The organism is Endozoicomonas gorgoniicola, assembly GCF_025562715.2.
In the GTDB taxonomy this organism is placed as follows: Bacteria; Pseudomonadota; Gammaproteobacteria; order Pseudomonadales; family Endozoicomonadaceae; genus Endozoicomonas_A; species Endozoicomonas_A gorgoniicola.
This window is the reverse complement of record NZ_JAPFCC010000001.1, coordinates 890,357-912,904: the sequence shown is the minus strand read 5'-3', so window position 1 is coordinate 912,904 and position 22,548 is coordinate 890,357. Positions and strand designations below refer to the sequence as shown.

General features: G+C 50.1%; 22 protein-coding genes. 18 read left to right on the top strand and 4 right to left on the bottom strand.

Annotated features, from left to right (window positions below; all coding sequences use genetic code 11):
* Nucleotides 1–15: 15 nt before the first annotated feature.
* Both NX722_RS04240 and ispZ read right to left on the bottom strand, forming a co-directional pair.
* Complete coding sequence (locus NX722_RS04240) at nt 16–315, bottom strand: YciI family protein (protein WP_262566860.1); 300 nt, start codon at nt 313–315, stop codon at nt 16–18.
* The gene (gene ispZ, locus NX722_RS04235; protein WP_262566859.1) at nt 316–942 is read right to left on the bottom strand and encodes a septation protein IspZ; all 627 of its coding nucleotides are present in this window, start codon (nt 940–942) and stop codon (nt 316–318) included. It abuts the gene before it with no gap.
* Nucleotides 943–1,130: 188 nt separating this feature from the next.
* On the opposite strand from ispZ, the gene NX722_RS04230 reads away from it, so the two are divergent.
* From NX722_RS04230 to rapA, 13 genes are all read left to right on the top strand, one after another.
* Nucleotides 1,131–2,021: a PHP domain-containing protein gene (locus NX722_RS04230; RefSeq protein WP_262566858.1), complete on the top strand. Its 891-nt coding sequence runs from the start codon at nt 1,131–1,133 to the stop codon at nt 2,019–2,021.
* A gap of 75 nt (nt 2,022–2,096) precedes the next feature.
* Nucleotides 2,097–3,578, top strand: coding sequence for a WD40 repeat domain-containing protein (locus NX722_RS04225; protein ID WP_262566857.1), 1,482 nt, complete (start codon nt 2,097–2,099; stop codon nt 3,576–3,578).
* 211 nt (nt 3,579–3,789) lie between these two features.
* Complete coding sequence (locus tag NX722_RS04220) at nt 3,790–5,154, top strand: WD40 repeat domain-containing protein (protein WP_262566856.1); 1,365 nt, start codon at nt 3,790–3,792, stop codon at nt 5,152–5,154.
* A gap of 151 nt (nt 5,155–5,305) precedes the next feature.
* Complete coding sequence (locus tag NX722_RS04215; RefSeq protein WP_262566855.1) at nt 5,306–5,992, top strand: pseudouridine synthase; 687 nt, start codon at nt 5,306–5,308, stop codon at nt 5,990–5,992.
* Between the two features lie 217 nt (nt 5,993–6,209).
* The gene (locus tag NX722_RS04210; RefSeq protein WP_262566854.1) at nt 6,210–6,833 is read left to right on the top strand and encodes an L-threonylcarbamoyladenylate synthase; all 624 of its coding nucleotides are present in this window, start codon (nt 6,210–6,212) and stop codon (nt 6,831–6,833) included.
* A gap of 93 nt (nt 6,834–6,926) precedes the next feature.
* The gene (locus NX722_RS04205; protein WP_262566853.1) at nt 6,927–8,141 is read left to right on the top strand and encodes a tryptophan--tRNA ligase; all 1,215 of its coding nucleotides are present in this window, start codon (nt 6,927–6,929) and stop codon (nt 8,139–8,141) included.
* A gap of 108 nt (nt 8,142–8,249) precedes the next feature.
* The gene (locus tag NX722_RS04200; protein ID WP_262566852.1) at nt 8,250–9,179 is read left to right on the top strand and encodes a segregation and condensation protein A; all 930 of its coding nucleotides are present in this window, start codon (nt 8,250–8,252) and stop codon (nt 9,177–9,179) included.
* 15 nt (nt 9,180–9,194) lie between these two features.
* Nucleotides 9,195–10,028: an SMC-Scp complex subunit ScpB gene (gene scpB, locus NX722_RS04195; RefSeq protein ID WP_262566851.1), complete on the top strand. Its 834-nt coding sequence runs from the start codon at nt 9,195–9,197 to the stop codon at nt 10,026–10,028.
* An 86-nt stretch (nt 10,029–10,114) separates the two neighbouring features.
* Entirely contained in the window at nt 10,115–11,026 is a 912-nt protein-coding gene (rluB, locus tag NX722_RS04190) for a 23S rRNA pseudouridine(2605) synthase RluB (RefSeq protein ID WP_262566850.1), read from the top strand.
* Nucleotides 11,027–11,173: 147 nt separating this feature from the next.
* Complete coding sequence (locus NX722_RS04185; protein ID WP_262566849.1) at nt 11,174–11,437, top strand: hypothetical protein; 264 nt, start codon at nt 11,174–11,176, stop codon at nt 11,435–11,437.
* 118 nt (nt 11,438–11,555) lie between these two features.
* Nucleotides 11,556–12,017, top strand: a complete 462-nt coding sequence (locus NX722_RS04180; RefSeq protein WP_262566848.1) for a hypothetical protein — start codon at nt 11,556–11,558, stop codon at nt 12,015–12,017.
* A 202-nt stretch (nt 12,018–12,219) separates the two neighbouring features.
* Nucleotides 12,220–12,498 (top strand): YebG family protein, encoded by a 279-nt coding sequence (locus tag NX722_RS04175; RefSeq protein WP_262566847.1) that lies wholly within the window; start codon nt 12,220–12,222, stop codon nt 12,496–12,498.
* A gap of 221 nt (nt 12,499–12,719) precedes the next feature.
* Entirely contained in the window at nt 12,720–15,602 is a 2,883-nt protein-coding gene (gene rapA, locus NX722_RS04170) for an RNA polymerase-associated protein RapA (RefSeq protein WP_262566846.1), read from the top strand.
* A 49-nt stretch (nt 15,603–15,651) separates the two neighbouring features.
* Here rapA and NX722_RS04165 read toward each other — a convergent pair whose 3' ends face one another.
* Nucleotides 15,652–17,175 carry a hypothetical protein gene (locus NX722_RS04165; protein ID WP_262566845.1) on the bottom strand — a complete coding sequence of 508 codons (1,524 nt, stop codon included), beginning with the start codon at nt 17,173–17,175 and terminating at the stop codon, nt 15,652–15,654.
* Nucleotides 17,176–17,359: 184 nt separating this feature from the next.
* Nucleotides 17,360–18,304, bottom strand: a complete 945-nt coding sequence (lpxL, locus tag NX722_RS04160; RefSeq protein WP_262566844.1) for an LpxL/LpxP family Kdo(2)-lipid IV(A) lauroyl/palmitoleoyl acyltransferase — start codon at nt 18,302–18,304, stop codon at nt 17,360–17,362.
* A 179-nt stretch (nt 18,305–18,483) separates the two neighbouring features.
* Here lpxL and minC point away from each other — a divergent pair, with 179 nt between their 5' ends.
* The 5 genes from minC to tnpC all read left to right on the top strand — a co-directional run bounded on the left by minC (nt 18,484) and on the right by tnpC (nt 22,546).
* A complete protein-coding gene (gene minC, locus NX722_RS04155; RefSeq protein WP_262566843.1) occupies nt 18,484–19,254 on the top strand; it encodes a septum site-determining protein MinC in 771 nt (256 codons plus the stop codon).
* A 42-nt stretch (nt 19,255–19,296) separates the two neighbouring features.
* Nucleotides 19,297–20,106 carry a septum site-determining protein MinD gene (gene minD, locus NX722_RS04150; RefSeq protein ID WP_262566842.1) on the top strand — a complete coding sequence of 270 codons (810 nt, stop codon included), beginning with the start codon at nt 19,297–19,299 and terminating at the stop codon, nt 20,104–20,106.
* A 3-nt stretch (nt 20,107–20,109) separates the two neighbouring features.
* Nucleotides 20,110–20,364 carry a cell division topological specificity factor MinE gene (minE, locus tag NX722_RS04145; protein ID WP_262566841.1) on the top strand — a complete coding sequence of 85 codons (255 nt, stop codon included), beginning with the start codon at nt 20,110–20,112 and terminating at the stop codon, nt 20,362–20,364.
* 344 nt (nt 20,365–20,708) lie between these two features.
* Nucleotides 20,709–20,960, top strand: a complete 252-nt coding sequence (locus NX722_RS04140; RefSeq protein WP_262566840.1) for a hypothetical protein — start codon at nt 20,709–20,711, stop codon at nt 20,958–20,960.
* Nucleotides 20,961–21,019: 59 nt separating this feature from the next.
* Complete coding sequence (gene tnpC / locus NX722_RS04135; protein ID WP_262566839.1) at nt 21,020–22,546, top strand: IS66 family transposase; 1,527 nt, start codon at nt 21,020–21,022, stop codon at nt 22,544–22,546.
* The last annotated feature ends 2 nt before the right edge of the window (nt 22,547–22,548 follow it).

The window sequence follows — 22,548 nt, the reverse complement described above, 5'->3', positions numbered from 1 at the left end:
TATCTGCGTACTGCCTCAGGGCAGTACTTTCTTAAACGGTTTTACCACCACTTTCCGGTAGACACCTGCTTCCATATAGGGGTCGGCATCTGCCCAGGCCCGGGCGGCTGTAAGAGAATCAAATTCAGCAACCACCAGGCTGCCGGTAAATCCGGCTTCACCGGGATCATTGCTGTCAATGGCTGGCAGAGGCCCTGCCAGCACCAGACGTCCCTGTTCTTTTAACTGTTCCAGACGTGCCAGATGGGCAGGCCGCACCTCTTTGCGTAAAGGCAGGCTGTTATCAACATCTTCACTGATTACTGCATACAGCATTTATTTTTCCTCTGAGCTTTTTTTAACACCGTTTTCCATTCCGCTATCCGTTTCACTGGCATCGGTATTAATGTATTTAGACAAAAATACAAACTGCAGAATGACAAAACCAAAAGTAAGAATCAAACTGCCAAAGACCTTAAAGTCCACCCAGATGTCATGGAACGTGAAGGCAACAAACAGGTTCGCTGCGCCAAGCAGGGTAAAGAATACGACCCAGCTCATATTCAGCCGTGTCCAGATGGCTTCAGGCAGAGTCATCACATGACCCATCATACGCTGAACCAGCGTCTTGCTACCGATAAACTGACTGCCCAGAAATGCGACGGCAAAGATCCAGTTAACGATGGGGGCTTTCCACTTCAGAAACATTTCATCATGAAAAACCAGTGTCATGCCACCAAAAAGAATAACGGCACCCAGAGTAATCATCTGGCTTTTTTCAAGGTGACGGTACTTGAGGTACATTCCGCCATAGACAATGACAGAAGCAACCATCAAGGCAAGTGTTGCACTGAATGGTCCACCCAGTTCAAAGCTCTGCCCTGCAAACTCCATTGCACGCGGGTCCATTTTATAGATTGTAAAAAAGACAATCAGAGGAATAAAATCAATCAATTGTTTCATATTTAAGCAGTCAGATTACCGTTCTGGTGATAAAACCATATAAGGAGATGGCTGTTTTTACCATTCTGGCAGAACCTGTATTACACAACACTGACGAAAAAATCAGCCGTTGAAAGGTATGATCAGGTTCCTTAGGTAGCCAGAACATACAGAAAGTGTAATCAGACTCGGGAGATTTTTGAATAACGATGAGTATTAATGCGGACCTTCACTGTCATACCACCGCTTCAGACGGAACCCTCGGTCCGCTTGAGCTATACCGCCGGGCGGCAGACCAGGGCGTCGAACTGCTCGCCATTACCGACCATGACTCTGTGGCAGCCCATCATTTTTTGCGGCAGTACCCTCTGGATGGCCCACGCCTGATTTCCGGTATCGAGCTGTCCACCACCTGGTCCGGTGTCGAAATTCATATTGTCGGACTGAACTTTCCTCTGGATCATCCAGATCTTGACCGCATTATCGAGAATCAGGACCACGCCCGTCGGCAGCGATCACTGCACATTGCGAAAAAGCTGGTCAAACTGTTGCAACTAACCATCACGGAAGATCAACTGTTTTCCGAGGTGGTTGATATCGCACTATCGCGTCAGAGAAGCACCAGCGACGGCTTCACCCTGACAAAAGAAACCGTCCAGACCGGTCGCCCGCATTTCGCACAATGGCTGGTCAACAAAGGTTACGTTAAAGACGCTAATGCGGCTTTCGATCACTATCTGAATGACAAAAAACTCGGCAACCTGCGCCAGTTCTGGCCACCCATGAGTCAGGCTGTGGCCTGGCTGCGTGCGCTGGGTGGCAAAGCGGTGCTGGCTCATCCGGGGAAATACAAAATGACCCGAACCAAACTCCGGGCGCTGGTCAAAGACTTCAAACTGGCGGGTGGTCATGCACTGGAAGTAATAGGTGGCGTCAATGTGCCGGGGCAAACCGAACAGTTTGTCGAGTTGTGCCAGGCTTTTGAATTGCAGGGCTCCAGAGGCAGCGACTTTCATTCACCGGATTATCGCTGGGTCGAGCTGGGCAGACTGCGCCCTGTTCCCGGGCAAATAACAAGTGTCTGGGATGACTGGCAATAACAGACAAAAAATAGCAAAACTGCATTTTCTGGTCTTTACTGGCTGGCCTGACTTTTGAATGAAGGACAGCCTATTATGAAAATAACAATGATGATAGGAGCTTTTTTGTTGCTTGGAGCCATAACAACTGGCTCTCAGGCAAACCCAGCCTCTCAAACAACTCCGCTCTCTACAGAGACATCCCCTTCAACTGACTTCAGCCTGGAGGAAAAAGGCAAATTTAATTTTAGTAATAACACCAACCAAACAACTCCCTCCACCACACAGACATCCTCCTCAGCCGACTTCATTCTGGAGAAAAAAGGCCAAATTAACTTTAGCAGTGACATCGACCTGCCCCCTTACAACCACGTTAGAGCGATGACATTTTCCCCGGATGGCCGATATATCAACACCGGGGTTCGGTTTGCAATAGAAGAAAGCAACAAAGCGGTAAGAGATGGAGAGGAACTGCACGACATTCAGTACGGTGGCGAGTACATCACCTACGATATCAGCCAGATCAACCAGCCTGTCGAAGTTGAGAAAACAGCCGTCTTTAATTACGACAACAGCTTTACACCCGATGGGCGGCACCTGGTAAGAATTGACGTCAATGGTCAGATTGTTATTGAAAACGTAGAAGACATGAAGCATCCGGCTTATGTCATGTCACTGCCATGGCAAGATGCTACAGATAATGAAATTCGACAAGCCAGCTGCGTTGAAGTCAGCAACAGCGGAACCTTCATGGTTGCAGGAGGAAGGGACGGATTAATCAAGATTTATAATATCACCGACCCAAAAAACCCAACAGAACAGTCAACTATAGAAACAGACCACACACTAACCGATGTCGCCATCAGCCCTGATGAGAAGTGGGTGGCTTTTACCGGCAATGGTTTCAGCCTTATGGTCTATGATCTGGCTGACCTGAGCAACCCCAGGCTTCTGGCTACTGAAAAGACGCCGGGAGATAAACCTGGCCTCAGGTCTGTTGGTGTGACTATCGCCCCTGACTCAAAATGGCTTGCCGTGGCGGGTTATACATTGCATCATTCGCTCCTACTCTATGATATGGAGCACCCGGAAAAGCCAGCCCTGATACCCGTTCCGGAAGAAGTTAAAGGACCAGTGTCTTTTGTTGATATTAGTCGTGACGGGAAGCTGATGGCCATGGGAACCCTTGGTGAAGGCGCTGGAGTCACTATTTATAATGTCGCTGACCCGAAAAAAGCAGAGGAAGTTGATTTTATAGCTGCAATAACAAATTCTTACGGCGGTGCATTCAGCCCTGTGAAAGATCAGCTGGCTCTTGATTTGGGTGATCAGAAGATCGGGTTATTTACCTACAGTTATAACCCTGCGAGTCCTGCCGCAGTGAAACCGAGGCCGAGGCCGAATTACATTAAGCCTTATCCTCAAAATCCAACTGAAGACCCTGAATCTATAAAAGCTCTTAAGATTATGATAATTGTACCGACTGTTGCCGCTGTTACCATACTTGTCACATTTATCGGTCTAAAACTTCATGACCGCGAGGAAAAACGTCAACTCAAAAAAGCTGTTCCTATCTAAACGGCAACCATTCAGACAGAAAGTGGAAACAGGGATATTCCTGTCTTCTGCTTCCCTGTTTTGCCCTTACTATTAACTGGGCAGGCTGCGCTCTGTTCCCGGGCAAATAATAAGTGTCTGGGATGACTGGCAATAACAGACAAAAAATAGCAAAACTGCATTTTCTGGTCTTTACTGGCTGGCCTGACTTTTGAATGCAGGACAGCCTATTATGAAAGTAGCAATAATGATGGGAGCTTTTTTGTTGCTTGGAGCGATAACAACTGGCTCTCAGGCAAAACCAGCCTCTCAAATAATTCCGCTCCCTACAGAGACCCCACCTTCAACCGGCTTCCTTCTGACGAAAAAAGGCAAAATTGACTCTAGCAGTGGCATCGACCTGCCATCTTATAACCACGTTAGAGCGATGATATTTTCCCCGGATGGCCGGTATATCAACACCGGGATTCGGTTTACAACAAAAGAAAGCGACAAAGTGGTAAGAGATGGAGGGAAACTGCACGACATTCAGTACGGTGGCGAGTACATCACCTACGATATCAGCCAGATCAACCAGCCTGTCAAAGTTGAGAAAAGAGCCGTCTTTAATTACGACAATAGCTTCACACCCGATGGGCGGCACCTGGTAAGAGTTGACGTCAATGGTCAGATTGTTATTGAAAACGTAGAAGACATGAAGCACCCGGCTTATGTCATGTCACTGCCATGGCAAGATGCTACAGATAATAAAATTCGACAAGCCAGCTGCGTTGAAGTCAGCAACAGCGGAACCTTCATGGTCGCAGGAGGAAGGGACGGATTAATCAAGATTTATAATATCACCGACCCAAAAAACCCAACAGAACAGTCAACTATAGAAACAGACCACACACTAACCGATGTCGCCATCAGCCCTGATGAGAAGTGGGTGGCTTTTACCGGCAATGGTTTCAGCCTTATGGTCTATGATCTGGCTGACCTGAGCAACCCCAGGCTTCTGGCTACTGAAAAGACGCCGGGAGATAAACCTGGCCTCAGGTCTGTTGGTGTGACTATCGCCCCTGACTCAAAATGGCTTGCCGTGGCGGGTTATACATTGCATCATTCGCTCCTACTCTATGATATGGAGCACCCGGAAAAGCCAGCCCTGATACCCGTTCCGGAAGAAGTTAAAGGACCAGTGTCTTTTGTTGATATTAGTCGTGACGGGAAGCTGATGGCGATGGGAACCCTTGGTGAAGACTCTGGAGTCACTATTTATAATGTCGCTGACCCAAAAAAAGCAGAACAAGCTAATTTCATAGCTTCAAACACAAGATCCTGCAGTGGTGCATTCAACCCCGGGAAAAATGAACTCACTCTTGATCTGGGAAATAAAGAAATCGAGTTATTCACCTACCGTTACGATCCTTCGAGTCCTGGCACAGCGAAGCCGGTTGAACCTGATCTTCAAAAAGTACTTAAAAATGTTTCTTATGAAATAGCTAAATCCGCTGCTGCGCTTGCCGCCACTTTGGGTTTTGTCTTTAGTGTGAGTTTTGTCATAATGTGCATTGTAATATGCCATCTCGATACATATAAAAACAAAAGTATTTGATCCAAGCTGTAACCGTTCAAAGTACGGCATTAATCACCACCTGAAAGCGGTCGTTCAAAACAGTCCTTTTTTGTAGGCAAAAAGTGGAAACAGGGATATTCTTGCTTTTGCTTCCCTGACTTGATCTTACCGATAAGTACCAAACCGCTTTATGATTCGAATTGCCAAGTACATTGCAGGCTCCGGACTATGCTCCAGACGAGCCGCCTGTCGCCTGATTGAATCGGGGCATGTCCAGTTAAACGACAGAGTAGCCATACACACAGACCGGGTCAGCAATGACGATACCATTGTCGTCAATGGACAAACCATTGTGCCACCAGCAGCGTATAACTATTACATGTACAACAAACCTGTTGGCATTGACTGTGTATGCAACCCTCAGGATGCTGACAGTATTGTTCACCAGATCAACACACCGGTTCGGGTATTTCCGGTTGGACGACTGGATAAAGACTCCCATGGACTGATGTTACTGACCAACGATGGCGAGCTTTGCCAGCGGCTGCTGCACCCGGACTATTACCATGAAAAAGAGTACCGGGTTACCGTCGATAAGCCACTGACCGGTCAGTTTCTGAAAACCATGTCCCTTGGAGTCTCCTACGGCAATGTGACCACACTGCCCTGTCAGGTTAAACGACAGTCGGACAATATATTCCTGATTACCCTGACCCAGGGCATGAACCGACAAATTCGTCGTATGTGCAAGGCATTGGGCTATCGGGTGATTAAACTGCAACGGCTGCGCATAAAGTCCCTGCGACTGGGCGACCTGCCGTTGAATCAGCTTCAGCCACTTCCCAATGATCAGGTTCTGGAGCTTAAACAGCCCTGAGCGAGGATAAACAGCCCTGAGCGAGGATAAACAGCCCTGAACGAGGATAAACAGCCATGAGCGCAAATAGAAAGCAGCTTGATACAAACCGTTGATCTCCCCCAACGCAATGGTATGATGCCCAACCTTATCTTCACCTGAGCGGAAACTTGCCGACAGCTGCTTTATCTGCCCGTCAGAAAAGTTTGAGGCGCAAGGGACCATGATTTGGATAACCATGAGTCAATTTTTTCAGATTCACCCTGACAACCCGCAACCAAGGCTGGTGCGTCAGGCGGTTGAGATCATGCGTAACGGCGGTGTGATTGCGTACCCCACCGATTCGGCTTATGCCCTGGGCTGTCTGATTGGCGAAAAGAAAGCCGTTGACCGGATTCGCAGCATTCGTCATCTGGACGATAAACATAACTTCACGCTGGTCTGCCGTGACCTGTCGGAACTGGCTATTTATGCCCAGGTCAACAACAGTCAGTACCGTCTGATTAAAAGTGCTACGCCCGGGCCTTACACCTTTATTCTCAAAGGTACCCGGGAAGTACCCAGACGCCTGATGCACCCCAAACGACGAACCATCGGAATACGAGTACCAGAATGCGCCATTGTTAACGCCCTGCTGGCTGAACTGGATGCGCCCATCATGAGTACCACCTTGCAGCTGCCTGCTGATGAACAACCCATGACCGATGCTTACGACATACGTCAAATACTGGAAAGTCAGCTGGATCTGGTGATTGATGGCGGCTACCGTGACGGAGATCCTACTACGGTTGTCAGTCTGCTGAATGAAACCCCTGAAATCCTGCGGGAAGGCAAGGGTGATATTCGTCTATTTTCTGCATAACCTTTACTGGCACACTCCATTGCAACAAAAGTACTTTTCCCTTTCTCTAAACTATCGTAATCTGACGGATCAGGAATTCCACAGGAGAGACTCTTGAGCGCAGTAGATTCCCAGTCGCGCATATTATCAGGGATGCGCCCCACCGGCCGACTGCATCTGGGCCATTACCACGGCGTACTGAAAAACTGGCTAACCCTTCAGCATGAATATGAATGCTTCTTTTTTGTAGCCGACTGGCACGCACTGACCACCCATTACGAAAATCCGACACTGATTGAAGAAAATGTCTGGGAAATGGTCATCGACTGGCTGGCAGCCGGTGTCAACCCCGGATCAGCAAACCTGTTTATTCAGTCCCGTGTACCTGAACACGCAGAACTGAACCTGTTACTGTCGATGATCACCCCCCTGTCCTGGCTGGAGCGTGTACCCAGCTATAAGGATCAGCAGGAGAAACTGCGCGAACGAGATCTCTCTACCCACGGTTTTCTCGGCTACCCTCTGCTGCAAAGCGCTGATATCCTGCTCTATCGTGCCGGGCTTGTGCCGGTAGGCGCGGATCAGGAAGCTCATATTGAAATCACCCGTGAAATCGCCAGACGGTTCAACCATCTCTATGGCCGGGAACCCGGGTTTGAAGATAACGCAGAAGCCGCCATTCGTAAAATGGGCAAAAAGGCCGGCACACTGTATCGCAACCTGCGCCGGGCCTATCTGGAAAAAGGCGATGATGAAGCACTGAAAACCGCCAGAGCCCTGCTGAAAGAACAGTCCAACATCACCCTGGGTGACCAGGAACGACTGTTTGGTTATCTGGAAGGCACCGGCAAGGTCATTCTGCCGGAGCCACAGGCATTGCTGGCACCACAAGCCAAAATGCCGGGACTGGACGGGCAGAAAATGTCCAGCTCCTACGGCAATACCATCACCCTGCGTGAAGACCCGGATGATATTGCCAGTAAAATCCGCAAGATGCCCACCGACCCTGCACGCCAGCGTCGCAACGATCCGGGCGAACCGGAAAAATGTCCGGTGTGGCAGCTGCACAAGGTTTATTCTGACGAAGCACGACAGGATTGGGTTCAGGAAGGTTGTCGAAACGCTGGCATCGGCTGCCTTGACTGCAAAAAACCGGTGATCGACGCCTGTCAGGCAGAACTGGAGCCGATCCGCATGGAAGCCATGGAACTTGAACGCAATCAGGATGTCGTAAAAAACATCATTGCAGAAGGTTGCGAACAGGCCCGGGACGAAGCACAGGACACCCTGCGTGATGTGCGCGAAGCCATTGGCCTTGATTATCGCTGATGACAACAAAAACACTGATGGTTGATTCCTGACCAGCAATGTAAGACATTATTAATAACCCTGATCTTGGCAGTACCCTTTCCATCAATGGTGGAAAGGGTATTTTCAATGAGAGGAGCCCGAAAAGGTGATAGCCCGATGACCACGACGGAAGCCGTGGCCGACAATCAGCCAGACGATTCAGCGCCGGACGATTCAGCGTCGGACGAGCAACAACCGGCGCAGACTGATGCCTTTGACCTGAATGAAGCATCAGAAGCCGCTCTGGAAAACCGCATTCTGGTGATGGGGCAGCCCATGGCCAAACTGCCTGACGACCTCTATATCCCTCCTGAAGCACTGGAAGTTTTTCTGGATGCCTTTGAAGGGCCGCTTGACCTGTTGTTGTACCTGATCAAACGCAACAACATGGATATTCTCAATATTCAGGTTTACACCATTACCCAGCAGTACATGGAGTACGTTGAACTGATGGAATCTTCACAGTTCGAGCTGGCGGCAGAATATCTGGTGATGGCTGCCACCCTGGCTGAAATCAAATCCAGAATGCTTCTGCCCCGCGTCAGTGAAGATGAGGAAGAAGAGGAAGACCCCAGGGCGGAGCTGATCCGCAGGCTGCAGGAATATGAACGTTTCAAGCAGGCAGCGGAAGACATTGATGAGCTGCCAAGGCTCAACCGTAACATCTATCTCGTCAGCGCCGAGCCACCGAATGTTGAACTGGAGCGTCCACATCCCGATGTGGACCTGAAAGAGGTCATGCTGGCCCTGGGCGAAGTACTGCGCCGGGCGGATATGTACGAGAACCACCAGATTGAGCAGGAAGCCCTGTCGACCCGTGAGCGAATGAGCCAGGTGCTGTCGCAGCTGTCTTCAGACCGCTTTACACCCTTTGTCGCGCTGTTCCGGATGGACGAAGGACGCCTGGGGGTTGTGGTCACCTTTATGGCAGTGATGGAACTGATCAAGGAATCCCTGATCGAACTGATACAAAATGAACCTTACGGCCCTATTCATGTTAAGGCCAGAATTGACTGACAAACAGACCCACTTATGGACATTGAACAACTGCAACGCATTCTGGAAGGCGCGCTGCTGGCCAGCAACAAGCCTCTCACACTGGAACAGATGATGGGACTCTTTTCGAAAGCAAACGTTTCGAAAGAAAACGTTTCAGAAGAGGAAGTACCCGACGCCAATGCGTTTCGCGAAGCGCTGGTCGCCCTGTCTGAAAGCTGTGAAGGACGAGGGTTTGAACTGAAACAGGTCGCTTCCGGCTACCGCTTTCAGGTGCGCGAGGAGCTGGCTCCCTGGGTTGGCCGTTTATGGGAAGAAAAGCCACAGCGTTACACCCGGGCCATGCTGGAAACACTGGCTCTGATTGCCTACCGTCAACCCATTACCCGGGGCGAAATTGAAGAGATTCGCGGGGTCAGCGTCAGCAGTAACATTATCCGCACCCTGCAGGAGCGGGAGTGGATTCGGGTCGTAGGCCATCGCGATGTACCGGGGCGTCCTGCCATGTTTGCCACCACCCGGCAGTTCCTGGACTATTTCAACCTGCAAAATCTTACTGAACTGCCGCCACTGTCTGAAATCCGTGATTTAGAGGCGATGGCAAAGCAGCTGAACGAAACACCGGAACAGGGTTCTCTTGATGTCGAAACCACTGAGGCAACGGACGCCGGTGAAGCCCATGAGGTCATTGAAGTCGAGAAACAGTCTGCCGCAGCCCTGTTTGCCGAACTGGATGAAATGGAAGCCGACCTGCCGGATAATTTTGATGACCTGATCAAAAAGCAGAAAGTTGAAGCCCTGGAACTGGACGAATCCACCGACAACCCCACCAGCACATCCACCAACGAAAGCCCGGAAGATTCTCTATAGAATCTTCTGTCTGCCTTATTTATACTCCCCGCCTTTCGACAATTTTCCCCAAAGAATAAGGTGGCAGCGCCACCTGGTATAGAGCAATGACTACTGAAACAACTCCTCCCCAGGGTGAGAAACTGCAAAAAATCCTGGCGGGCGCTGGCATCGGCTCGCGCCGTGAGATGGAACGCTGGATCAGCGAAGGTCGTGTCTCCGTTAACGGTGAAACGGCCACTCTGGGTGATCGCGCCTCAGCTGAAGACCGCATTTCTGTGGATGGTCGCCCGGTAAAACTCGACAACTACGCCTCCAAAGTTCGTCGCGTAATTGCCTACAACAAACCTGAAGGCGAAATCTGCAGCCGTTCTGATCCGGAAGGTCGCCCGACGGTCTTTGACCGCCTGCCCAAACTGAGTGGCGAACGCTGGATTGCCATTGGCCGTCTTGACCTCAACACCTCTGGCCTGATTCTGTTCACCACCGACGGCGAACTCGCCAGCCGCCTGATGCACCCGTCCCATGAAATTGAGCGTGAATACGCGGTACGTGTGATGGGTAATGTAACCGAGCAAAAGGTTAAAAACCTGTTTGAAGGCGTTGAGCTGGAAGACGGTCCGGCACGCTTCACCGATATCGTTGATTCCGGCGGCGCAGGCATCAACCGCTGGTTCCACGTTTGCATTATGGAAGGCCGCAACCGTGAAGTACGTCGTCTGTGGGAATCTCAGGAACTCACTGTAAGTCGTCTGAAGCGCGTTCGCTTTGCCAACGTAATCATTCCTGACCACCTGCGTATGGGTCAGTGGGAAGAACTGGACAAAGACGCCATCGACACCCTGGCAGCCCATGTGGATCTGGAGCCGGCTCCGCTGCCAACCGTTCGCAAGCAGGCCCGCACCACCCATTCCGGTCTGAAAGGCCCTCGTGGTAAAACGGCTGCCCAGAGCAAAGGCAAGAAACGCCCATCTCCTCACAAGAAATCTTCGCCTCACAAGCGTAACCGTTTTTCCTGAAACGCTTCCTGACAGCTGAACCACCCACATTCAGCTAACTACTGCAGCCATCCTCTGAACCCTGCCGACAAGCCGCTACTGGCTTTGTCGGCAGCTTCTGCCAATCTGTTCTATTCTCTTGCCACGGCCAACTCCCAGAAAGCAAAAATGAGAACATATCTTTTGCCAATAGTCGTCATTGCCTGTATGACTCAAAATGCAATGGCTGACGAGCCTGACAAAACAGATGACAAAACCATCGCCTTTCTGCATGCGTTTGCTTCGGGCCCCAGACATCAGATTATCGTCAGTCTTCCTCTGCAATCGAGTTACACCAACCATTTGCAAGGAGTACGCGGCAATAGCTTCATCACCGACAATAGCTTCATCACCGATAACAGCTACGCCTGGCAAATGACAGGGAAATATTAAGCACCATATAAACCCGGAAATTTATAATGAAGACAGCCGGCATGTCGCATCAGAGCACAGAAACCAAAACGGAACGAAAGATGATAAACAACCCCGCATTGTCCGTCTTGCTCAATACATGATTACCAAAAATTTCAAGCCAAATTACCACAGCGCCAACCAATGGCTTCTCGATCAGGCAAAAAAAGGAAAGCCTCTTTCAAAGAACATCAGCAATGAGGTCATTGCGGTTTACAACCAAACCCTGATAAGCATGCCCTGGAAAAACGACATAAGCTTCAAGCTCATGGGATTCTCCCTTAAAAAAGCCCGGGAAAGATATGGAAGCTGGGTAACACATGCGTCCGGAAACTGGTTCGAGGTCGCTACACTGCCTGATATGGTGAAACGCCTCCAGCCCGAACCATTGGATACAGATAAGGACACCTATGACCGACCTGAGCCATACCCATGGTGGACAGGGGGCGACTACTGGTCAGACATCTACATAAGCCCACCCCCAAAACACCATGGTGCTACTACCACTTACCGTTATGAAGAAGATAAACGGGATGAAAACGTCATAAAAGACGAACTCTGACTCAATGACTTGTCCCTGAAGCAGCGGGGTTATCTTCCCCCCGCTCCTTCTGCAGCAAGCACACTGATGCTGACCTGCCTGCCTTTCCCTCTGCTAAACGGAAGACCGGATTCGACCGTTTTTATGTTCTGGACAAATATGCTGTAATTATATACAGTTGTCCGTCAAACTATTAATAACCCATGCCAAACAGGAGAGGGCCATGTCAATTACCCCTATGTGGCGAGTTGATCGGGACGGGAGTATGTTTACAGACAAAAAAGCCGCTGAAGAACATGACCGCATGCTGGAGCTGGCAGCTAATCTGACCACGCTGCTGGAAGATCACTTTACTATCGACGAACAGCTGGCAGAAGACATCGGCCTGTTACTGTCCCGCAACAAGGATGTACTGTCCAAAGCTTTCAAGGGAAAGCCTGACCTGGTGCTTGAGATTGGCAGGGACTCTGAAGAAAAAACATCAGAGTCCGAAGCCACCTGACTCTTAATCATTCTGCCTTTATCCCCCCAGCCACCGAAGCTGGATCCACTCCACTTCGGTTTCTGTCTATAATTCATAGGCTCTGCGCACTGGTACAGTACTCAAATGCACAACGTTTAAACGTAAAAAGGCAGCAAATCTAGCACTTGTACTGGTTGCTTATAGAACTAATTCCGCTAATATAGCGCCCTTTTTTGTCTGGCAAGGTATGTAGTCACGACATGACGAGCTTCGTTCCTGGACAACGTTGGATTAGTGACACCGAAACCGAACAGGGTTTAGGCACTGTGCTTACCCTTGATGGTCGGATGGTCACCCTACTGTTCCCCGCTACCGGTGAAACCCGGCTTTATTCCGTCAACAATTGCCCGTTAACGCGCGTGCAGTTCAACCCTGGTGACAAAGTAGAAAGTCACGAGGGCTGGATCATGACGGTGACAGACGTCATTGAAAGTAATGGCCTGTTAACTTACAAAGGTATGATCTCAGGCGGTCCGTCTGATGGTCAGCCTGACGTGTTGCCCGAATCCGGTCTGGGCAACTTTATTCGTTTTAACAAACCGCAGGATCGCATGCTGGCTGGTCAGATTGACCAGAACAGCAATTTTTCCCTGCGTTATAAAACCCTGCAGCACAACCACAAGCTGAAACGTTCCCCACTTCGGGGACTGGTTGGCGCACGCACCAGCCTGATACCCCACCAGCTGCACATTGCCCGTGAAGTGTCCAGCCGCCATGCCCCGAGGGTTATGCTGGCTGACGAAGTGGGTATGGGTAAAACCATTGAAGCAGGCCTGATACTGCATCAACAGCTGGTAACAGGCCGTGCCAGCCGGATACTGATTCTGGTACCGGAGAGCCTGCAACATCAATGGCTGGTCGAAATGCTGCGTCGATTCAACCTGCATTTCAGCCTGTTTGATGAAGAGCGCTGTCGTAATGCCGACGATGACAATCCGTTCAATACTGAACAGTTGATTCTCTGCAGCCTGGACTTCCTCAGCAACAATGCTGAGCGTTTTGAACAGGCCATGCAAACAGACTGGGATCTGCTGGTCGTTGATGAAGCACACCATCTCGTCTGGGATGAAGAGAGCCCGAGCGCCGAGTACTGCACGGTTGAACAGCTCTCCCGCCATATTCCGGGCCTGCTGCTGCTCACCGCAACCCCTGAACAGATGGGCCCTGAAAGCCACTTCGCCCGTCTTCGCCTGCTGGACCCGGATCGTTTCCACGATCTGAAGGCTTATCAGGACGAAGAAAAAACCTATGAGCCTGTGGCTGAAGCGGTTCAGGAGTTGCTGGAAAACGACCGTCTTCCGGAAACCGCCCAGAACCATCTGACCAGTTTTCTGGGTGCAGAATGTCAGAACCTGATTGATAACATCAATATGGGCGACGAAGAACTGAGAAGTTCTTCCCGTAAGCGCCTGCTGCGCAGTCTGCTGGATCGCCATGGCACAGGACGCATTCTGTTCCGCAACACCCGGGCCGCTGTGGGAGGCTTCCCCGGTCGTGTGGTTCAGGGTTATCCCCAGGCATTGCCGGAACTCTACCAGATTGCTTTGGAAGAAGAGACCGAGACCCGCTCCAGCCTCTACCCGGAACTGGCTTATCAGTCCCGTATCACCGTAGACGATATGGACCCCTGGTGGAAAGTCGACCCTCGAACCGACTGGCTGATCAACCTGCTCAAGCTGCTCAAAAAGCAGAAAGTGCTGGTGATCTGTGCCAATGCCAATACTGCACTGGATCTGGAAGATGCCCTGCGCATCACTTCCGGCATCCCTGCGGCTGTTTTCCATGAAAACATGAGCATTGTTGAGCGCGACCGTGCAGCCGCCTGGTTTGCCGATGAAGAGTATGGCGCTCAGGTGCTGATCTGTTCCGAGATTGGCAGCGAAGGCCGAAACTTCCAGTTTGCACACCATCTGGTGCTGTTTGACCTGCCGTCTCATCCCGATCTGCTGGAACAGCGTATTGGTCGACTGGACCGTATTGGTCAGACTGAAACTATCAAGATTCATGTTCCGTACATTACAGGCACCAGTCAGGAGCTTCTGTTTCACTGGTACGATCGTGGTCTGGATGCCTTTGCAGACACCTGCCCATCGGGCAGCATGGTGTTTGAAAAGCATGGTGAGCAACTACAGGTTCTTCTGCAACCAGAGAGTAACACCACTCTTGAAGACATTGAGCCACTGATCAATGAAACGGCTGCCTTGAATTCAGAGGTGAAAGAGCATCTGCATAACGGTCGTGATCGCCTGCTTGAAATCAACTCCCGTGGACTGTCTTCCAATGAAGACATGATCAACGATATCGAAGAGCAGGAAGAGCCTCGCCAGCTGAAGCGTTACATGGAGAAGCTGTACGAAGGTTTTGGTGTGGAATCGGAAGACCATTCCAAGCACTGTCTGGTGATTCGTCCCGGCAGTCATATGGTGACCTCGTTTCCAATGCTCTCTGCCGATGGCATGACCGTCACCTTTGACCGTGAAATGGCTCTGTCACGGGAAGACATGCACTTCCTGACCTGGGAACACCCAATGGTTAGCGACAGTATGGAAATGCTGCTGACCAGTGATATGGGTAATACATCGGTCGCATTGCTGAAGAACAAGGCTCTGAAGCCCGGTACCATGCTGCTGGAAGCGATTTACGTGGTTGAAAGCAGTGGCGACCGGCGTTTGCAGCTGGATCGTTATCTGCCCGCGACACCGATTCGCTGCCTGATTGATCCGGGCATGAACAATCTGGCCACCAGAGTAGCCTTTGACACGCTGAACGCCCAGTTACAGCCCATCAAAAAAGGTATGGCGAAAAAGCTGGTAAAAGCCCAGCGTGAGCCAATTCTCAAGCTGCTGGAACGTGCAGAAGGTTATGCCAAGGATGCTGTTCAACCGATTGTGTCAGAAGCCTGCTCGGTTCTGTTGGCCGCTGTAACGGAAGAGATCAAACGTCTGGCGGCCCTGAAAGCGGTTAACCCTAATGTTCGTGATGAAGAGATAGAACATCTCAAGAATCAGGCAGCTATTGGGCATCAGTGCTTGCAGAATGCCATGCTGAGGCTGGATGGTTTGCGATTGATGGTTGCAGGCTAACGCTCTTTAAAATTTAAGCCCTTTACCACAAGTGGGAAAGGGCTTAAATTCATTGGTTATCCTTTTTAGGCGAATTTGGGTCAGTAGCAGGTGGCTGAAGATCAAGTTCTGGTTCAAAGAACTCATCCTCTCCATCATCGTCATCACCTGCTATTGACTGCTGATCCTGAGATGCTTTGTAGGTTGCCGGCTCCACCTCTTCTTTTGCCTCTTCAGCCTTTTCAATCTCATCATGCCATTTTTCCCACGTATTATCCCAGTCTCCTTTACCCCAATTAACCTCATCGCGCTTATTCATTTCATAAGCAAAAGGGTCAGATTCACTCAACGCCTCTTTGCCATTTGAAAAGCGACTCAAAGAAGCTAATCGGGGTTCAGGCTTTTTTTCAGTGTACCGCTCAACTCTTTCCTGCAGTGCTTCCGGAGTATCTGCTTCACGGATCATCTCATCCATACGCATTGCCATCAGGCGCTTGGCGTAAATTTTCTTACCCAGATCTTTCTCTAGAGATTCATCACCCTTCGCGTCAAGAAACTTTCGCTCAAGCCCTCCGATTTCCTTCTGCCTGAAGTGCATGAGCTGATCACCTTTGGCCATCCTGGCCGCAACCTCTTTGCCACCCAGCCGATCAACAAAGCTTGGGAATTTCTCCAGCAACTGCCATAGCTGGTTGTATTCATCGTCAGAGGACTGCATCCACTCATTCATATCGTTATGAACCGCCGTCATGACTTCTATATTCTCACGCACCTCATCGGTTTTGTGGGAATACTCAACCCGCATATTCGCCAGAATTTCATTTTTGCTGGCTATGGACTCTTTAATGTCAATTCGCTGCTGATCCAGATCTTTACGGTATTTCCTGCCTTCATCGGTCAATACCGTATCTGTACCCTGCTTATCCATCTGTATCAGTAATTTGACAATTTTATTATGCTCTTGTCGTTCCCCGGCAATGGCTTTTTCAAGCTCTTTCATCTCACTATGTTCATTTTTTAAGTCGCTAAAACGATCAGCTACGCTGATATTTCGTTGATTATGCGCTTCACGCTCCTCATTAAACTTTTCTTTCAACTCATCAAGCTTTGCTCGCTCCTCAGCATCCTTAGGGTTCGACAACCCGGGTACGTCATCCCAGAAGCCTACCCTGACTTTCTGCACATGCTCCAGCTCATCCAGGTTTTCTGCAGCGGGATCAAATCCTGGCTGTTTGATACCCTTCCCATGAGCGTCATCAATGATATTGGTATGCATTTGCTTAGTAACAGCCTGCATATGATCCAGGTCTGTCGAAATCTTGCGATCGGTAATATTACGGGCATCCGTAAACTCGCCTGCAGCCAGTTCATTTCTTCTTCTGTCACGGTCCTGCTTTCTCTGCTGCAGGTAGATTTTCGGATGACGCATAATGAAAGCCCAGCGGCTGAGGGTATTCAGAAAAGCCTTCCCCCCACTTTCATAGGTGCGTCCCATCAGGCGCGTTTTCTTGTTTACATCTTTTGAAGGAACCTGATTTCTACCGGTAAAGTAACCGGAAGAATCTGGCCTTATTCGTCTACGTGAGGGTTCCATTGATCAGCCTCCCTGCTGCTATTGATGAACTGCCGACTGTAATTAAAGGCTCAACGACCCACTGTCCCGGCATTCTTTATACAAATTCTTTATACAAATAGTTTCTATATAAAACTGTAGAAAGGCATACTTGCTATAGCAAACCAACTCGCCGAGGGTTAATCAGCCGACACACCGCCGAACCCTATCGGGCTTTTTTATAAAAACCCGCTTCCCCCTCAGGGCGAGTCTTAAAACGCCTGTGCAACCACATATACTGTTCGGGACGTTTTCTCACCTGGGCTTCGATAAAACGATTCACAGTCTGAGCATCCTTATGATCATCACCTTCAGGGAAGTCGCTCCAGCCCTCAAAAATTTCCAGCTCATACCCTTCAGCATTGGGCAAACGGGTCAGCACCATGGGTACCACTTGCGCCCTGCCCATTTTTGCCATTCTTGATATACCGGTTACGGTAGCCGCCTGCACCCCGAAAAAAGGGACAAATACACTGTGCTTACGGCCATAATCCTGGTCAGGTGAATACCAGACTGTTCGCCCCTCGCGCAGCGATCGCAGCATTCCCCGAACATCCCTTCTGCCGAGCAAACGGCTACGCCGGTCGTAGCGCTGACGCTGTTTTCTCTGCATATATTCAAACACAGGGTTTTTGTGCTCTCTGTAGGTGGCGTCAAGACTATGGCGCAGGGTGATAAAAGCACCTGCAATTTCGATGGTGGTAAAGTGCATAATCAGCAACAGCTTTCCCTGAGGAGAATCAAGATGCTCCAGACCTTTAAAGCGAACCAGTTTTTCCAGGCGTGACCGGGGCCACCACCAGGCTATGACCACTTCCATCAAACCGATACCCACCGACTCAAAGTTGGCTTTCAGCAGAGCTTCACGCTCCTGAGCTGTTTTCTCGGGAAAACACTTATCAAGGTTCACCCTGGCAATATCTACACGCTTGCCGCCACGATAATACAGCCTTCTGCCAATCCAGCTGCCGAACCGCACCAGAACCGGGTATGGCAGCCAGGAAGGCAGAATCGTCAGGCCCAGCCCAAGCCAGGTCAGCCAGTAACGGGGGTGAAGAAAAGACCAGCAAAATGGGTCGGCCTTTGTTGTATTTCTAATTTTTTTCGACATAAGCCCTGACTCAACTACATTATTGAACGAGCAGAGTCATTAATAAGCGAAAACCGAAACATTGTCACTGACCAAAACAAAACCCTCGTTAAAAAACTCGTTTGAAAGTACTTGTGATTTGACACCCAGCCTATTACCCTCAGCGGAACATCAGGCTTCAGAGAATTGTGGTTACATTCATGGCCTCTATCGTTAACTCCAAATATCCGCCCGCCTTTCAGCTGAAAGGCGGCCTCTACACACTGACCACCCTGGAACTGCATACCACCAGCCACAGGCGGCTGAAACAACAACTGGAGGGTATGACCAGCAAGGCTCCACACTTCTTCCAGCAGACACCTGTCGTTCTGGATCTGGATAAACTGGAAAACGACAATGAAGAACTGAACCTGGTCAGCATACAACACCTTCTTCATCATACCGGCATGGTTCTTGTCGCACTTCGCGGCGGCACCGAGTACCATAAAAAAACGGCCAGACTGGCAGGAGTTGCCTGGCTGCCCCATCAGAAACAAAAAAGACATTCCGCGCCGACAGGCAGCAATGTGGTCATGCTGAGCCAGCCGGATTCAAGTATTCCTGTAGAGAAACATAAAGCAGACCCCGCCCGGGCCGAAGCGACCATCGTCAGCCGTCCGGTTCGGTCCGGTCAGCAGCTTCATTCTGAAGGCGACCTTATTGTTCTGGGGCAGGTCAGTGAAGGGGCAGAGCTTCTGGCCGGAGGACATATTCACGTCTATGGCCCATGCCGGGGACGCGTACTTGCAGGCATTAACGGCGACAAAAAGGCTCGCATCTTCTGTAATCAGTTTGAGGCAGAGCTGGTCTCAATCAGTGGACAGTACAAATTGACCAGTAAAGACCAGAACAGCCTCTGGAGTCATCGCTGGGGTTTGAACGCACAGGTTTTCCTTGACGACGATCACTTGCACATAGCCGCTCTTTCATAAATACTGGAGCCTCCAGTTAATCAGGTATTCAGGAAGTTTAACTTGGCCCGTATTATCGTTGTTACCTCAGGAAAAGGAGGTGTTGGTAAAACAACGACCAGCGCCTCATTCGCCACCGGCCTGGCATTACAAGGGCATCGCACTGTCGTTATTGATTTTGACGTAGGTCTGAGAAATCTTGACCTGGTCATGGGCTGTGAACGACGCGTCGTCTACGACCTCGTGAATGTCATCAACGGCGAAGCCGCCCTGCATCAGGCTCTGATCCGTGATAAACGCACAGAAAATCTGGCAGTACTCCCCGCCTCCCAGACCCGGGACAAGGAGGCACTCACCAGAGACGGAGTGCAGACAGTCCTCGAGGAACTGGCCAAAGATTTTGAGTACATCGTCTGTGACTCTCCTGCAGGCATTGAGCATGGCGCATTGATGGCACTCTACTTTGCCGACGAAGCCATTATCACCACCAATCCGGAAGTCTCTTCTGTCAGGGATTCCGACCGCATACTGGGTATTCTGCAAAGTCGTTCCCGCCGTGCCGAGCAAAACCTTGAACCGGTCAAGGAACAGCTTCTGCTGACCCGCTACAATCCGGAACGGGTAAAACGGGGCGAGATGCTCAACGTTGAAGACGTCAAGGACATTCTTGCCATTCCCCTGCTGGGCGTCATACCGGAATCACTGTCCGTCCTGAAAGCCTCAAACCAGGGCATTCCGGTCATTCACCAGGAAGAAAGTGACGCCGGTCAGGCCTACAAAGACATGACGGAACGCTTCCTCGGGACAGACATCCCTCATCGCTTTCTGGAAGCACCGAAAAAAGGCTTTTTACAACGGATGTTTGGGGGATAATGCATGAGCTTACTTCAGCTTTTTCGCAGCAACAAAGAAGATAAAAGTGCAGAGACCGCCAAGGAACGTCTACAGATTATTGTTGCCCATGAACGTATGAGCCGTTCAACCAAAAATGTACTACCTGCCATGCAGAAAGACATTCTGGATGTTGTTCGCAAGTACATTGAAGTCAGCGAGGATGGCATCTCCATCAGACTGGACCGGGAAGGCGATTACTCAATACTGGAAGTCAACGTACAACTACCTGATGCATAAGGGACTGCCACAACAGTCAATCCTGCATACCTTTACAATCCGCAATGTCCTTCCTAACGCCGCAAAGGTCACACTCTGCGGCAATTAGAAACTAAACCATTCGCACCAATAAGCCACACACAGCTTCTGCCCTACAACATTTATAAACCCGTAAAAATCACAGTGACCAGCGGTCTTCGACCTGTCTGTAAAAGGACATCACCACCTTTATGGAGCATGGTGAAGAATACGACGTGTTTATCAGAGGTCAGGTTTCTCGCTGGTTCATCCGGTTTTCAACCTTTCATGGGAACTTAGGCATAACAAGGCACTCTAAGCAATAAGCTAAAAAAGTAGAACTATATATGAATAAATTAAAACATCTGATTCCTCTTGCCTCGCTGGTGTTCCTCTTTTCGTTGGCTGCTTACTCAGAAGAGCCCTTCGATATTTCTCTTGACGGAGCTTATGAGGGCTTCATTATGGAGCTTGACAGCTACACGTTCACTTCTGAAAACGGGAGGGAGGTGATGGCTTCGGGATTTTACTACCACAAGAACCAGGCCGACCCCCAAAGACCGGTGATTTTTTGTAACTATTCAGCCCCTACACGATAGACTGGAATTTTTGTGATTTTGTGCCATTTTGAAAGACAGTTTTCAGACATCTACCCGTCATGAGTCAACCCGCTCCCGAATTCCAGATTATCGTCGCTCTCCTTACTGCTGTGAACGAGCAACAAGAGCAGATTACTCGTTTGAGTGAGCAAGTTTCAAAACTGGAAGCAGAGAACAAGGAGCTGAGCGACAGGCTCAAGACCAACAGCCGGAACAGTAGCAAGCCTCCTTCTACTGATGGTTATGCCAAGCCTTCCGGCAAGTCAAAAGACTCATCTGGCACGGCGCCGGACAAGGACAGTGATCCGAAAGACGACAAGCCCAACCCCAAAAGCTTACGAGAGAAGTCTGGTCGCAAGCCCGGTGGCCAAAAAGGTCATAAGGGCTCTACGCTTGGGCAGGTCGAAGCCCCTGGGCGTACCCAATACCATCCGGTCATAAACTGCGAGAGCTGCCATCGCTCATTACGTTCCGCTAAAGTCGTCAAGCTGGTTGAGAGACAGGTGTTCGAACCTGGTCGTTTTGGTCACTTTGATGTCACGGCTCATGTGGCGGAAGTCAAAAAGTGTGAATGCGGTCATGTAACCCTCGGCAGCTTCCCGGAAGGCGTTGACTCCCATGTTCAGTATGGACCTGCTACTCAGGCGCTGGCGGTGTATCTCTGCCAGTACCAGTTGGTGCCATACAAACGCGCTTCCCAGTTTTTTCTGGATATTTTCGGGCTGGAAGTCAGTCCGGGTTCCATTTGTGCGTTTCAGGAAAATGCCTATGATCAACTGGCCAGCACCGAGCAGGCAATTGCCGATGCTCTTAAGAGCGAACCCATTGCTGGCGCTGATGAGACGGGCATGCGGGTGGCTGGTTCGCTGTGGTGGATGCATGTCCTGCGTAGTGAAAAATGGACGCTGTATCACCTTGATCCCAGTAAAGGCCACTCTGCCATAGAGTCAATGGGCGTTTTGCTGACTTTTGCCGGAATACTGGTTCATGACCATTACAAGGCTTACTTCCGCTATGCCGCTCTTCATGTGCTGTGCAACGCTCATCACCTGCGGGAGTTACAGGGTGTTGTTGACCGGGATTGCAACCATCTGGCTGCACGCCTTCAGCGGATGCTAAGGCTGGCTTGGCATCTCAGCAACGGTTTCAAAAAAATTGGCATGGAGGCGGTGCCAGAGACTATTCGCCAACGGATTAGTTCACTGTTCGAGCGGACTGCGAAAAGGGCTCAGGCCGAGGAAGCCGAATATATGGAACGCCTCCGACAACGGCGGGGCGACGAAAAAGTGAGAAATACGAAAGCCTTTAACCTGTTCAAGCGACTGGTGAAATTCAAGGAAGCAACCTTGAGGTTCATGACTGACTTCAGAATACCCTTCGACAACAATGGCAGTGAGCGAGACATCCGGAATGGTAAGGTAAAACAGAAAATATCGGGATGTATCCGAAGTAAGAAAGGGGCGGAATGGTATAGCCGCATCCGAAGTTATGTCTCATCGGCGAGAAAGCAGGGGCATAACGTTTATGAAGCCTTGCTTATTGCGATGAAGAATTACAGCGATCAACCTTTGTTGGGTGCTGAATAGTT